At 74.8% G+C, this 12597-nt stretch carries 13 protein-coding genes and 1 pseudogene; 5 read left to right on the top strand and 9 right to left on the bottom strand.

Annotated elements, in window-relative coordinates:
• Positions 1-28 precede the first annotated feature (28 nt).
• The 6 genes from IGS69_RS16020 to IGS69_RS15995 all read right to left on the bottom strand — a co-directional run bounded on the left by IGS69_RS16020 (position 29) and on the right by IGS69_RS15995 (position 6889).
• Positions 29-1195: a CHAD domain-containing protein gene (locus IGS69_RS16020; protein WP_190900412.1), complete on the bottom strand. Its 1167-nt coding sequence runs from the start codon at positions 1193-1195 to the stop codon at positions 29-31.
• On the bottom strand, positions 1176-3407 hold the full coding sequence (locus IGS69_RS16015; protein ID WP_190900410.1) for an RNA degradosome polyphosphate kinase: 2232 nt from the start codon (positions 3405-3407) through the stop codon (positions 1176-1178). The genes IGS69_RS16020 and IGS69_RS16015 overlap by 20 nt, the downstream gene beginning before the upstream one ends.
• Positions 3408-3823: 416 nt before the next feature.
• The gene (locus tag IGS69_RS16010; protein ID WP_190900408.1) at positions 3824-4753 is read right to left on the bottom strand and encodes a hypothetical protein; all 930 of its coding nucleotides are present in this window, start codon (positions 4751-4753) and stop codon (positions 3824-3826) included.
• Positions 4750-5619 (bottom strand): ABC transporter permease, encoded by an 870-nt coding sequence (locus IGS69_RS16005; RefSeq protein ID WP_190900406.1) that lies wholly within the window; start codon positions 5617-5619, stop codon positions 4750-4752. Before IGS69_RS16005 ends, IGS69_RS16010 begins: the two co-directional genes overlap by 4 nt.
• Positions 5616-6500 (bottom strand): ABC transporter ATP-binding protein, encoded by an 885-nt coding sequence (locus IGS69_RS16000; protein WP_190900404.1) that lies wholly within the window; start codon positions 6498-6500, stop codon positions 5616-5618. The genes IGS69_RS16005 and IGS69_RS16000 overlap by 4 nt, the downstream gene beginning before the upstream one ends.
• Positions 6497-6889: a GntR family transcriptional regulator gene (locus IGS69_RS15995; protein ID WP_190904514.1), complete on the bottom strand. Its 393-nt coding sequence runs from the start codon at positions 6887-6889 to the stop codon at positions 6497-6499. Before IGS69_RS15995 ends, IGS69_RS16000 begins: the two co-directional genes overlap by 4 nt.
• A gap of 111 nt (positions 6890-7000) precedes the next feature.
• Between IGS69_RS15995 and IGS69_RS15990 the strand changes: the two genes are divergently transcribed.
• Genes IGS69_RS15990 through IGS69_RS15970 form a run of 5 tightly spaced genes read left to right on the top strand, consistent with a single transcriptional unit; the run spans position 7001 to position 11358 of the window.
• Complete coding sequence (locus IGS69_RS15990) at positions 7001-7543, top strand: RNA polymerase sigma factor (RefSeq protein WP_190900402.1); 543 nt, start codon at positions 7001-7003, stop codon at positions 7541-7543.
• The gene (locus IGS69_RS15985; protein WP_190900400.1) at positions 7540-8376 is read left to right on the top strand and encodes a zf-HC2 domain-containing protein; all 837 of its coding nucleotides are present in this window, start codon (positions 7540-7542) and stop codon (positions 8374-8376) included. Before IGS69_RS15990 ends, IGS69_RS15985 begins: the two co-directional genes overlap by 4 nt.
• Entirely contained in the window at positions 8373-9233 is an 861-nt protein-coding gene (locus tag IGS69_RS15980) for an ABC transporter ATP-binding protein (RefSeq protein ID WP_190900398.1), read from the top strand. Before IGS69_RS15985 ends, IGS69_RS15980 begins: the two co-directional genes overlap by 4 nt.
• Positions 9230-10741 (top strand): ABC transporter permease, encoded by a 1512-nt coding sequence (locus IGS69_RS15975; RefSeq protein WP_190900396.1) that lies wholly within the window; start codon positions 9230-9232, stop codon positions 10739-10741. The genes IGS69_RS15980 and IGS69_RS15975 overlap by 4 nt, the downstream gene beginning before the upstream one ends.
• Complete coding sequence (locus IGS69_RS15970) at positions 10732-11358, top strand: ABC transporter (RefSeq protein WP_232543533.1); 627 nt, start codon at positions 10732-10734, stop codon at positions 11356-11358. The genes IGS69_RS15975 and IGS69_RS15970 overlap by 10 nt, the downstream gene beginning before the upstream one ends.
• Here the strand turns inward: IGS69_RS15970 and IGS69_RS35220 are convergent.
• From IGS69_RS35220 to mshD, 3 genes and pseudogenes are all read right to left on the bottom strand, one after another.
• The gene (locus tag IGS69_RS35220; RefSeq protein WP_385865306.1) at positions 11353-11508 is read right to left on the bottom strand and encodes a hypothetical protein; all 156 of its coding nucleotides are present in this window, start codon (positions 11506-11508) and stop codon (positions 11353-11355) included. The two genes, IGS69_RS15970 and IGS69_RS35220, sit on opposite strands and share 6 nt — an antisense overlap.
• Positions 11509-11515: 7 nt before the next feature.
• Positions 11516-11605: pseudogene (locus tag IGS69_RS35215) on the bottom strand (GNAT family N-acetyltransferase); the annotation flags it as partial.
• 58 nt (positions 11606-11663) lie between these two features.
• The gene (gene mshD, locus IGS69_RS15960) at positions 11664-12590 is read right to left on the bottom strand and encodes a mycothiol synthase (protein WP_190900393.1); all 927 of its coding nucleotides are present in this window, start codon (positions 12588-12590) and stop codon (positions 11664-11666) included.
• Positions 12591-12597: the final 7 nt, after the last annotated feature.

Here is a 12597-nt window from a genome sequence, read left to right as displayed (position 1 = left end):
CCGTGGCCGGACCTGCCGGGCCGGCCGGTCATGACGTGCGGACGGTCTCCTTCTGCCAGCACTGCTGGAACGCGAAGCGCGCCGCCTCCACCTCGTGCCGCTGGTCGGCGTGGAGCACGCCGAGGGCGTACGCCGTGGCCGGGGCGATGCGCGGGGTGCGGGCCGCCTGGGCCGCCGCTGCCGCCGCCTCCGAGGCGTCCCGGTGCCGGTTCAGGGCCCGCCCCGCGGACAGCAGACGCAGATCGACCACGGCGTTGCCCTGGGGGCCGTTGACGGCCTCGCGTGCGTAGCGGTGCAGGCGCAGCAGCAGGCGGACCTGGTGCCAGGGGGCGTCCTGCGGGTGCGGGACCGTGTCCGGGGACAGGCCGTGGACGAGGGCCGCGGCGTTGTACGGGCTTCCCGCGGTGACGAGGGGGAGGGCACTCACGGCGTCGGTGAGCCGGCCCCGGGCGGCGTCGGCGAGGGGGCGCAGGTCGGTGCTGCCGGCCGCCCTGCTGAGCGGGACCTCGCTGGCCAGGACGGCGACCTTGTCCGCGACGGCGTGGAAACGGCTGCTGCCCAGGGCCTGCAGGGCCGTGGAGTGGGCCCGGGTGCGGGCGAGGGTCAGCTGGCGGTCCAGCAGCGCCCCCGCCTTCGCCGCTCCGACCGTGAGGTTGCCGCGTTCCGGCGCCGCGGGCGGGGGGTTGCGCAGCCCGGCGTCGCGGGCCGCCGCTCGCTGCGGGACGGACGCGGCAGCGGCGGCACGACCGCCCGCGGCCGCGTCGGCGCGCGCGCCCGCCGGAGCCTCCGCGCGGCCGGCGGCGACGGCGCCGGCCGCCTGCCCCGGCAGCGCCGTCGACCCCGACAGCCGGTGCAGCGCCGTCAGCAGGCGTTCCAGACGGGCCGTGTACGCGTGCTCCATCGCCAACGTCCCCGACACCCAGGCCAGTTCGGGGCGCATCGACTCGCACCAGTCTGGGTCGAGGAGCGGCTGGAACGTGTGCAGGCCGGCGCTGATGCGCCGGGCCGAGCGGCGCAGGGCGCGGGCCGCCTCGGCGGACCCCTCCGAGCCGTTCGCACCCGACCCCGTCTCCCGGTGCAGGCGCAGCGCTCGGAGGAACTCCGTGGCCTGGGCCCGCAGATAGCCCGCGAGGGCGTCACCGGTGGGGGCGGGCCCGGCCAGGGGGTTCGTGGGGTCAAGGTGTTGCTGTGCCACGCCGGCGCCTCCGGGCGTCTATGAGCATCTCCTGGACGTTGCGCAGGGGCTGTCCGTCCGCGTCGGTCGCATGCCGGGTCCAGTCGCCGTCCGGGCCGAGGTGCCAGGAGGCGGTGGAGTCGGACATGCCGGTCTCCAGCAGCCGGTTGAGGGCTGCCCGGTGGGCCGGGTCGGTGACCCGGACCAGGGCCTCTATCCGGCGGTCGAGGTTGCGGTGCATCATGTCGGCGCTGCCGATCCACACCTCGGGCTCACCGCCGTTGCCGAAGCCGAAGACCCGGGAGTGCTCCAGGAAGCGGCCGAGGATCGAGCGGACCCGGATGTTCTCCGACAGGCCGGCCACGCCCGGGCGCACCGCGCAGATGCCGCGCACCCAGATGTCCACCGGCACGCCCGCCTGGGACGCGCGGTAGCAGGCGTCGATGACGGCCTCGTCGACCATCGAGTTGACCTTGATGCGGACGTGCGCGGGGCGTCCGGCTCGGTGGTGCTGGACCTCCTTGGCGATCCGCGAGACCAGGCCGTCGCGCAGCGACTTGGGGGCGACCAGGAGACGGCGGTAGGTCTCCCGGCGCGAGTAGCCGGAGAGGCGGTTGAAGAGGTCCGAGAGGTCCGCGCCGACCTGCGGGTCGGCGGTGAGCAGGCCGAGGTCCTCGTAGAGGCGGGCCGTCTTCGGGTGGTAGTTGCCGGTGCCGACGTGGCTGTAGCGGCGCAGCGTCTCGCCCTCCTGGCGGACCACCAGCGACAGCTTGCAGTGGGTCTTCAGGCCGACCAGGCCGTAGACCACGTGGCAGCCGGCCTCCTCCAGCTTGCGCGCCCACTTGATGTTGGCGTGCTCGTCGAAGCGGGCCTTGATCTCGACCAGGACCAGGACCTGCTTGCCGGACTCGGCGGCCTCGATGAGCGCGTCGACTATCGGGGAGTCGCCGGAGGTCCGGTACAGGGTCTGCTTGATCGCGAGGACGTCCGGGTCGCCGGCCGCCTGCTCCAGGAAGGCCTGGACGGAGGTGGAGAACGAGTCGTAGGGGTGGTGCAGCAGCACGTCCCGCTCGCGCAGCGCGGCGAAGATGTCCGGCGCGGAGGCCGACTCGACCTCGGCGAGGTCGCGGTGGGTGCCGGCGACGAACTTGCGGTACTTCAGCTCCGGCCGGTCCAGGGAGGCGATGCGGAAGAGGCCCGTGAGGTCCAGCGGGCCCGGCAGCGGGTACACCTCGGCCTCGCTGATCTTCAGTTCGCGCACCAGCAGGTCCAGGACCTCGCGGTCGATGGACTCCTCGACCTCCAGGCGCACCGGCGGGCCGAAGCGGCGCCGCATGAGCTCCTTTTCCAGGGCCTGGAGCAGGTTCTCCGCGTCGTCCTCCTCGACCTCCAGGTCCTCGTTCCTGGTCAGGCGGAAGGCGTGGTGCTCCAGCACCTCCATGCCCGGGAACAGCTCCTCCAGGTGGGCGGCGATGACGTCCTCGATGGGGACGTAGCGGCCCGGGGAGCTCTCCAGGAAGCGGGACAGCAGCGGCGGCACCTTCACCCGGGCGAAGTGCTTGTGCCCTGTGACCGGGTTCCGTACGACCACGGCCAGGTTCAGGGAGAGGCCCGAGATGTACGGGAAGGGGTGCGCCGGGTCGACCGCCAGCGGGGTCAGCACGGGGAAGATCTGGTGCCTGAACAGGGTGAACAGGCGGGCCTGCTCCTTCTCGTGGAGCTCGTTCCAGCGGACCAGGTGGATGCCCTCCTCCGCGAGTGCGGGGGCGACGTCCTCGTGGTAGCAGGCGGCGTGCCGGGCCATGAGTTCGCGGGAGCGGGCCCAGATCATCTCCAGCACCTCGCGGGGCTGGAGGCCGGAGGCGGAGCGGGTGGCCACGCCGGTGGCGATACGGCGCTTCAGACCGGCCACCCGGACCATGAAGAACTCGTCCAGGTTGCTGGCGAAGATCGCGAGGAAGTTGGCCCGCTCCAGCAGGGGCGTGTTCGGGTCCTCGGCGAGTTCGAGCACGCGCTCGTTGAACGCGAGCCAACTGCGTTCCCGGTCGAGGAAACGCCCCTGGGGCAGCTGGGGCCCGTCGTACGGCGACTCCTCGTAGGCGTCGAGGTCGGCGTCGATGTCCGGCTCCAGATCGGAGACGGCCGCCGCCACCGTGTGCGGGCGGTGGGCTGCTATGGAGCCCACTGAGGGCTGCGCGTGCTGGACCTGTGCCTGGGTGTTCGGCTGGCTCATGGACCCATTCTTCCGCGCCGCGAGCGTCACGAGCGCGTCGGACAGCGCGGGCGGGAGCGGGGGTGTCACATGAGTGCTCCCGTTTCCCTCGGGACCCTCGCGGGGCGGGGGAGGCTCTGGCACGGCGGGATTCATTGGCCGAGCTTCGCAAGCTCGTCTGAATCGATGGTTACGGAGACATGACGTGCGGGATATCGGGGAGCGGCTCGCGGGCGTCCACGGGGCCGGGGGAGGGGTCGGTGCGGTTGCCCACGGTTGCCCACAGGCTGTGGACGGGCGCTCGGCGACACCGTACGCCCGGAGTGTTCCTGGTAGGACCGTCGCCCCGGAGTGTCCCGGAAGGGTCATCGCCCCCGGAAGTCACCAAAGGGCGGGCCGCGCGTCCATCCCCCCGTGGAAGGACGCGCGGCCCGGGTTCAGGGGAGGCGGCGGGCCAGGAGGAGGAAGGCGGCGGCCGTCGCGGTGCCGGCCACGGCCAGCAGGAGGCCGCTCTCCACGTACTGGAGCGGCCAGAAGTGTGACTCGGGGTGGAAGGTCGCGCGGGTGAGCGGGACGCCGTTCACGGGAGAGTCGGCCCAGGCGACCTGGAGGGCGGAGCGGGGCAGTTCGAAGTCGCCGGCCTCGGTGCGCGTGACGGGCGGCCAGAGGTTCTCCCGGTACCGCTCCAGGACGCCGTGCAGGAGCAGGGAGGTCGCGAGGGCCACGCCCGTGGCGGGCAGGGCCCGGCGCCAGACCAGGCCGGCCAGGGCCCCGAGGGCGAGACCGGCCAGGGCGTAGGCGACGGCCACCGGGCCCGTCGAGACGAACACGTCCGGGTAGTGCCAGTCGCCGGCCAGATTGGGGTTGCCGTCCCCGCGGGCCCAGGCGTTCAGCAGGAGGAGCCCGCCGGTGCCGGCGGTGAGCAGGGCGGCCGGGGCGGCCAGTTTCACGGCCAGCCAGCGGACCGGGGTGACCGACTGGGTCCAGGCCAGCCGGGCGGTGCCGTTCTCCAGCTCGCGGCCGGTCAGGGCGCCGCCCGCCCAGGCGGCCACGGGGAACATCAGCCAGGACAGGGAGGTCGCGAGTGCGGACAGGCCGTCCCGGTAGGTCTCGTCGGCGGTGATCGCATCGACCGCCGCGCAGGAGGGGAGCCCGCCGGTGGGGGGTGTGGCGCAGGCGCTCACGCCCGCCCGGGCCTCGTCGCCGAGGGAGTGCAGCCAGACCAGCGCGACCGCGGCGGCGGCCAGGGCCAGGAGTGACAGGACGAGGGCGGCGCGGTGCGTCCTGCCGACAGCCCGCAGGAGGCCGCCCGGCCGGATGCCAGGCGCGGCGGCCGCGGCGGGGGCGGCTGTGGCGGGGGCGGTCATACGGCGGCTCCCGTGCGGCGGCGCAGGACGAGGAACGCGGTCGCGGTCGCCAGCGCGGCGACGGCCAGCACGATGCCGGTCTCGACGAGCTGGAGGGGCCAGAAGTGGGACGGAGGGTGCTTGTGCATGAGGGAAGGCGTCCCGGGCGGGGTCGGCCACAGGCGCGGGCGCAGCTCGTCGAGTTCCCAGATCATGAACGACACGCCCAGGACGGCGACGCCGAGGGCGGGCAGGGCGCGGCGCAGCAGCACGCCCGCCAGGACGCCGAGGGCCAAGGCGGTCAGGGGGTGGACGGTGGCGAGGGTGCCGTTGGCCTCGAAGATGCTGTCGTCGTGCCATGAGCGCCAGCCCATGGCGCGGGCCAGATCGCCGTGCGCGGACCACACAGCGCGGTGCAGCAGGGTCACCGCGAGGGTGCCCGGTACCAGCAGCAGTGCCGGGACGGCCAGCTTGGCGGCGAGCCAGCGGGCCGGGGTGACCGACTGGGTCCAGGCCAGCTGGGCGGTGCCGTCCTCCAGTTCGCGTCCGATGAGCGCCCCGCCCGCCCAGGCCCCGGTGAGGACCGGCAGCAGGGAGAGGAGGCCGGTGGCGAGCGTGGCGACCGTCTCGTACCGGAGCATCGCGGGCCCGGGCATGTCGCAGCCCAGGTTCGGGCTGCCGCTGTGGCAGCCCATGGCCCGGTGCTCGGCCCACGCGGCATCCGCGCCCGGGCCGAGTGCCCAGAGCAGTGCCACGCAGTCCAGCGCCACCAGCCCGATCCAGAACAGCAGCGCCGTGCGGTGCACCCGCACCATGGCGAGGAACAGGCCGCGCGGCCCCGGGGACCGGAGGGCGGCGACGGGCGCCTCGCCCGTCACGGCGGTCATACGGCGACCCCCCGCGCATCGAGCCGCAGCGGCGGGGCGTCCGGCGAGCGCAGGTGGGCCAGGACGACCTCCTCCAGGGAGGGCCGGTCGCCCTGGAGTCCGTCGCCGAGGGGGCCCGAGGGCCGGACCAGGGCGGTCAGTTGGCGGCCGGTGGTGCGGGACTCGACCACGGTGTGCGGGTCCAGGGATTCGCCCGCCCGGCCCGTGACCAGGGTGTGCGCGGCGAGCAGGTCGTCCAGCGGCCCGGCGAGCCGGACGTGGCCCGAGCCGAGCAGCAGCAGGTGGTCGCAGGAGCCTTCCAGCTCCGCCACGACATGCGAGGACATGACAACCGTGGTGCCGCGGTCGGCGGCGTCGGCCATCAGTGTGGCCGTCAGCTGGTGGCGGGCGAGCGGGTCGAGGTCGGCCATCGGCTCGTCCAGGAGCAGCAGTTCGGGGCGTTTGCCGAGGGCGAGGGCGAGCGCGACGCGGGTGCGCTGGCCGCCGGAGAGCGCGCGGATCTTGGTGTCCGGGTCGAGGCCGCCCTCCGCGACGATCCGCTCGGCGGCCCCGGCGTCCCAGCGGCGGGGGTTGAGGTCGCGGCCCAGCCGCAGGGTGCCGGCGACGGTGAGCTGGGGGTGCAGCGGCTTGTTCTGGGCGACGTAGGCGAGCCGTTCGCGGGCCGCGGCCGGGGTGGTGCCGAGCACGGTGATCGTGCCCTCGGTGGGGCGGAGCAGGCCGGCCGCGAGGGCGAGCAGGGTGGACTTGCCGGCGCCGTTGGGGCCGGTGACGGCGCAGACGCTGCCCGCGGGGAGCCGGAAGGCGCAGCCGTCCAGCGCGGGCCCGCGGCGTCGCCCGAACCTCTTGCTCAGCCCCGCCGCCTCGATGGCGGTGTCGGTCATGCGTCCCCCTTGGATTCTGCGAAGTGCGTGTCGAGTACGGAAGTGAAGAGGGCGGCCACGTCCTCGCGCTCCAGGCCGGCCTCGCGCGCCCGGAGCGCCCAGGCGTCCAGTTCCGCGCGGAGCGGGGAGTCGGCGGGGGCGGTGCTCAGGGACTTGCGGACGAACGTGCCCAGTCCCCGGCGGGCCTCGACCAGGCCCTCGCGCTCCAGCTCCCGGTAGGCCTTGAGCACCGTGTTCGGGTTGATGGCGGTGGCCTCCACGACCTCGCGGGCGGTGGGAAGCCTGTCGCCCGGCTCCAGCAGGCCCAGGCGCAGGGCCTGTTTGGTCTGCTGGACGATCTGGACGTAGGTGGCCACACCGCTGCGCCGGTCGATGCGGTACTCGACCACTGCTTGAACCACCCTTTCACTAATTGAGTAGTGAAAGGGTGGTGGAAGGAGGGCCGGAAAGTCAACCGTGCTTTCGTGAACCGTTCGCACCGGGCCGCCCGATGAGGAGACGTGAGCGATACGAGAAGCGACGGGGAGCTGCTGCGGGCCATCGCCGCGGACGCCGACCGGCGCGCCTTCGAGGAGCTGTACCGGCGCTACGCGCCCTGGCTCCGGGCCCGGTTGCGCGGGCGGTGCGCCGACCTCGGGGTCGTCGACGACGTCGTGCAGGAGACCTTCCTCGCGGTGTGGCGGGGCACCGCCCGCTACCGGGAGGACGGTGACGCGGCCGGGTGGCTGTGGCGCATCGGGTCGCGGCGGCTGGTGGACGCGCTGCGGGGCGACGGGGCGCGCGGGCGGCTGCGGCAGGCCCTGGCGCGGTTGCGGCACCGGGACGAGGTCTCGGCGGAGGAACGCGTGCTCGCGGGGGTGGAGCACGGGGACCTCGCCGGGGCCCTGGTCCGGCTGTCGCCGGAGCTGCGGGCGGTGCTGCAGGCGACCGTCATCGACGGGCTGACGACCCGTGAGGCGGCCGTGCTGCTCGGGATTCCGCCAGGGACGGTCAAGACGCGGGCGATGCGGGCCCGCAAGCAGTTGCGGGAGGCGTTGGCATGAGCTGGCACGTGTCCGAGAAGGATCTGCGCGCCTACGCGCACGGGGCGCTGGCAGCCCCTCTGCTCTGGTCCGCCGATACGCATCTGGCCTCCTGCGCCCGGTGCCGGGCGGCACTGGCCGAGGTCAGCGACCCCGTCGCCCTCGACGCCGGGTGGGAGAGGCTCGACGCCGAGCTGGACGCCCCCCGGACGGGGCTCCTGGAGCGGCTGCTGGTGCGGATCGGGGTCGCCGGGCACACCGCGCGGCTGCTGGCGGCGACGCCCGTGCTGCGCCGGTCCTGGCTCGGGGCCGTCGTCGCCGTGCTGCTCCTGAGCGTGGGGGCCGGGCACGCCGTGCGCGGCGGGGAGTTCCCCACCCTGTTCCTGGCCCTCGCGCCGCTGCTGCCGCTGGCGGGGGTGGCCTTGTCGTACGGACCCGCGCTGGACCCGACGTACGAGATGACCGTCGTCGCGCCGATGCACGGGTTCCGGCTGCTGATGATCCGGACGGTGGCCGTGCTGGGTGTGGCGCTGGGTCTGAACGGGCTGGCGACCCTCGCCCTGCCCGCCTACGGACTGCGCGGCCTGGCCTGGCTGCTGCCCGCGCTGGCGCTCACCGCGACCGGGCTCGCGCTGACGCCCCGGCTCGGGCCGGTGCTCGCACCGTCCCTGGTCGGCGGGGCGTGGGTCGGGCTGCTGCTGACCGCCGACGCGGTGCGGACGGGCGCCGACGTGCCGCTCGCGCCGTTCACCCCGGCCGGGCAGGGCGTGGCGGCGGTGGTCGCCGCGCTCGCCGCCGGGCTGCTCTTCCTGCTCCGTGACCGATTCGACCTCTTCCAGGGACGTGCCGTATGACCCCGACCGTGTCCGCCTCCGGGCTGAGCCTCCGCTACGGCGGCACCCGGGCCCTCGACGACGTGTCGCTGCGGCTGACCGCCGGCGTCACCGGGCTGCTCGGCCCCAACGGCGCCGGAAAGACCACGCTGCTGCGGGTGCTCGCCACGGCCCTGCCCGCCGACCGGGGGGCCTTCACCGTCCTCGGGCACGACCCGGGCACCGCCCGCGGCCGCCAGGAGGTGCGGCGCCGGCTGGGCTATCTGCCGCAGACGCCGGGCTTCCACCCGGACTTCACCGCCTTCGAGTTCGTCGACTACGTGGCGATCCTCAAGGAGATGACCGACCGGGGCGCCCGGCACCGGGAGGTGCGGCGGGTGCTCGACGAGGTCGGCCTGGCGGACGTGCGGGGCAAGCGGATCCGCAAGCTGTCCGGCGGGATGCGGCAGCGCGTCGCCCTGGGGGCCGCCCTGGTCGGCGGGCCCGGGTTCCTGGTCCTCGACGAGCCGACCGTGGGGCTGGACCCCGAACAGCGCATGCGCTTCCGGGAGTTGATCGCCACAGCGGGTGAGGGGCGGACGGTCCTGCTGTCCACCCACCAGACGGAGGACGTGGCGATGCTCTGCCACCGCGTCATCGTCATGGCCGGAGGGCGCGTGCGCTTCGAGGGCACCCCGGCCGAGCTGACCGCGCGGGCCGCCGGGCGCGTGTGGAGCAGCACCGAGCGGGACCCGGGCGCGAAGGCGGGCTGGCGCACCGGCACCGGGACCTTCCGCAACGTGGGGGACCCGCCGTCCGGCGCCGACCTGCTCGAACCCACCCTGGAGGACGGCTACCTGCTCACGCTCGACGACGCCGGAGCGGAGGTGGCGGCATGACCACGGTCGTGGAGAAGCCGCTCGCTCCCGGGACACGGAACGAGCCCGGCGGGCCCTTCCAGGCCGTGCTCGCCCTTGCCCTGTTCGAGTCCCGCCGGCTGCTGACCCGGATTCCGGTGCTGCTCGCCTTCGCCGCCTACGTCGGCTGGACCGTGTGGCGGGCCGGCAGGGCCTGGGGCGACTACCCGGCCCTCCAGGACGCGGACCGCGCCACCCAGGACGCCCCGATGCTGGTCGGCCTCGCCGTCCTGCTGTCCGTCAACCAGGCCGCCCTGCGCTCCCGACGGCACGGCACGGAGCGGCACTTCGCGGTGCTGCCGCTCCCGCACTGGTGCCGCACGGTCGCCCACGCCCTGTCGGTCCTGGCCCCGGCCCTGGTCACCGCCGTGTGCGTGGCCGGGCAGTTCGGCCGGGAGGCACTGCGGCCCGGGGCGATCGGGCAGGGGTCGGTGGGCGAACTGCTCGTCGGGCCGCTGACGGTGCTGCTGCTCGGACTGGCCGGGCTGCTCATGGCCGGGCTGGTGAGATCGGTCCTCGCGGCCCCGCTGCTGGTCGTGTTCGGGCTCTTCCTGTTCGCCTTCTGGGGCATGAGCGACGACGCGAGCCGCTGGCTGCTGCCGGCCGTCGGCGAGTTCACGAGCAACACGCTGCCCTCCGACCTGATGGGCCGGCCCGCCGGCTGGCACGCCCTGTACCTCGCCGGACTGGCCCTGCTCCTCGGCCTGGTGGCGGTCCTGGCCGCCGGTGGCCGCAAGCCGGCCGTCCTGGCCGGTACCGCCGGAGCGCTCGCCATGACGCTGGTCGGCGCAGTGGCCCAGTCGGGCGGCGACTCCCCCCGGCTGGTCGAGGCACGCGAACGCGCCACCGTGCACCCCGAGCAGCTGCAGTCCTGCGTCCGCCGGGACGGCTCCACCTACTGCGCGTTCCCCGAGTGGGGGCCACGGGTCGCCGACTGGGCCGCGGTGGTGGACCGGGTCCGCTCCCTGGCCGGGGGCGCCGCCCACGAGCAGGACGTCGTCGTACGGCAGCGGGTCGAGGCGCGCTACGGCCTCTCCGGCGACGGCGCCCTGATGCCGCTGGAGCGTCCGCACGAGGTGACGGTGGGCACCCAGTGGGGCGGCAACCGCGTTCCCGAGTTCTCCGCCGCCGTGGCCGGTGTGCTGATCGCGGGCGACGAGAAGGCCGCGACCTCGATCTGCGACGCCCGCATCGTCCCCCTGATGTGGCTGGCCGTGGGCTGGGAGCCGGACCCGCTCGACGCGCTGCGCCGCGTCCGGCTCGACGACAGCATCACCGGCTCCGCCATGGTGCTCCAGCCCACGGACGGGCTGTCCATGACCGTGGCCCAGACCGAGGTGCTGCGCGCACTGCTCGACCTGCCCCGGGGCGAGGCCGGCGCACGGGTCAAGGACCGGTGGCGCGAACTGACCGCGCCGAAGATCACCGCCGCCCGGGCCGCCGAGCTGCTGGACCTGCCCGAGCCCGACGGGGAGGACAAGTGCTCCTGACCCGGCACCTGGTGCTCCCCGTCCACCGGACACTGCCGTGGGGAGCGGTCGGCGCGGCCGGGGCGGCGGGATGGCTGCTCACCGCGCTGACCCGGACCGGTGAGAGCGCGGAACGGCTCTCCCTGTACCTGCTGCGGGCCGCGATCCTCGCCTTCGCGGTGGGCCTGGCCTTCCTCCTGGACGACCCGGCCCGGCACACCACCGCCGCCGTACCGACCCCCCGCCCGGTCCGGACCGCCCTGCGCGTCGCCCTGGCCGCCCCGGCCGCGGCGGCCTGGTGGACGGTGGCCCTGCTGCTCGTGCCGCCGTACGTACGGCCCCCGGTCGGCGACATCACCCTCGAAGCCGGGGCCGCCTGCGCCCTGGCGGTGACCGGCGCGGCGGCCGCGGTGCGCTTCAGCGAGGTCGCCCGGCCCGGACTCCCGGTCGCGATCGGCCTGCTGACCACGGCCCTCCTGGCGATGCTGTTCCAGCCCGGGCGCTGGGCGCTGTTCGTGCCCGTCGAGGACGAACGGTGGGCCGCGGCCCACGACCGCTGGGGCGTGGTGCTGGCCGGGGCCGTGATCCTGGGCGCGGTATGCGCGGTGGAGCCACTGCGGCGGCGCAGCCGGTCATAGGCGGCGCATCCGGTCATAGGCGTCGAGCTGCGCGTCGCCCGCCAGGCAGTCCGGACGCGTCCAGGTCAGCCCCGCCTCGGCCACGCTGCGTTCCCCGGCCGTCGGCAGCACCCGCCCCGTCCCCGGCGGGGCGGCGGCCCGGTCCACCATCACGCAAGTGTTCCTCGTCCAGCTCCCCCGGCCGCCACTGCCCGGTGACGCCCCGGGCCGGCATCCAGCGGGCGGCGTCGTCGCGGAGCCGGACCAGGGCGGCGAGGCCGGATGCGGCGGCCGGGCGGACACACCGGCCGGCATCGCGGGAGAGGTCAGGTCTCCGTCCGGTACATCAGGTCCACCTCGTGCGTGGTGAAGCCCAGCCGCTCGTACACCGACACCGCCGCCTTGTTGTCGGCGTCGACGTACAGCATCGCCGTCGGCAGCCCCCGCCCCGCCAGGTGCCGCAGCCCGATCGTGGTCAGGGACTTGCCGAGGCCGCCGCCCTGCGCGCCGGGGCCGACGCCGAGGACGTAGACCTCGCCCAGGCCCTCCTCGGCGTGCACCTTGGTCCAGTGGAAGCCCACGAGTTCGCCGCCGCGGAAGGCGAGGAAGAAGCCCTCCGGGTCGAACCACGGCTCGGCCTTGCGGTCGTCGAGGTCGCGCTGGGTGAGGGAGCCCTGCTCGGGGTGGTGGGCGAAGGCGGCGGCGTTCACCGCGAGCCAGGCCGCGTCGTCCTTGCCGGGGACGAAGGTGCGGACGGTGACGCCCTCGGGGAGCACCGGCTCGGGTGCGTCGAAGCCGGTCAACGGCCTCCTCATCTGGCGCAGTTCACGGAAGAGGGTCAGGCCGAGGACCTGCGCGAGATGCCGGGCGGCGGAGTGCCCGCCGTGCGCCCACACCCGCAGCCGCTTGCCGGAGGCCGCCAGCAGCGCCGAGCCGAGCGCCCGCCCGTGCCCGTGCCCGCGGTGCCCGGGGTGCACGACCAGCTCGGCGGCCGGCGGCTCCACCAGGTCCGTGTCCTCCAGCTGGGCGTAACCGACAAGTTCCCCGCCGACGGTGAGCAGCAGATGGGACACGCCCTCCCGCTCCCCGCCGCGCAACTGCAACCGGCCCTGTTCGGACACCGCCTGCTGCCCGTCGGCCCCGGCCGCCTCGTCGAGCAGTCCGAGCACGGCCTCGGTCTGCTCCGTGGAGAGCGCGGTCAGGGTCTCGATCGAGCGGGGGCGTCCGGGTCGTACGGTGTCGTCGCTGGTCATGCGTACG

Origin of the sequence: Streptomyces tuirus, from assembly GCF_014701095.1 — a bacterium.
Taxonomy (GTDB): Bacteria; Actinomycetota; Actinomycetes; order Streptomycetales; family Streptomycetaceae; genus Streptomyces; species Streptomyces tuirus.
The sequence above is the reverse complement of the archived record's forward strand: the minus strand, read 5'-3'. Positions and strand labels throughout refer to the sequence as shown.

Excerpts from the sequence above, each read along its gene's own strand:
- IGS69_RS16015 (WP_190900410.1), bottom strand. The coding sequence starts at position 3,407 with ATGAGCCAGCCGAACACCCAGGCACAGGTCCAGCACGCGCAGCCCTCA.
- IGS69_RS16010 (WP_190900408.1), bottom strand. The coding sequence starts at position 4,753 with ATGACCGCCCCCGCCACAGCCGCCCCCGCCGCGGCCGCCGCGCCTGGC.
- IGS69_RS16005 (WP_190900406.1), bottom strand. The coding sequence starts at position 5,619 with ATGACCGCCGTGACGGGCGAGGCGCCCGTCGCCGCCCTCCGGTCCCCG.
- IGS69_RS16000 (WP_190900404.1), bottom strand. The coding sequence starts at position 6,500 with ATGACCGACACCGCCATCGAGGCGGCGGGGCTGAGCAAGAGGTTCGGG.
- IGS69_RS15985 (WP_190900400.1), top strand. The coding sequence starts at position 7,540 with ATGAGCTGGCACGTGTCCGAGAAGGATCTGCGCGCCTACGCGCACGGG.
- IGS69_RS15980 (WP_190900398.1), top strand. The coding sequence starts at position 8,373 with ATGACCCCGACCGTGTCCGCCTCCGGGCTGAGCCTCCGCTACGGCGGC.
- IGS69_RS15975 (WP_190900396.1), top strand. The coding sequence starts at position 9,230 with ATGACCACGGTCGTGGAGAAGCCGCTCGCTCCCGGGACACGGAACGAG.
- IGS69_RS35220 (WP_385865306.1), bottom strand. The coding sequence starts at position 11,508 with ATGGTGGACCGGGCCGCCGCCCCGCCGGGGACGGGGCGGGTGCTGCCG.
- mshD (WP_190900393.1), bottom strand. The coding sequence starts at position 12,590 with ATGACCAGCGACGACACCGTACGACCCGGACGCCCCCGCTCGATCGAG.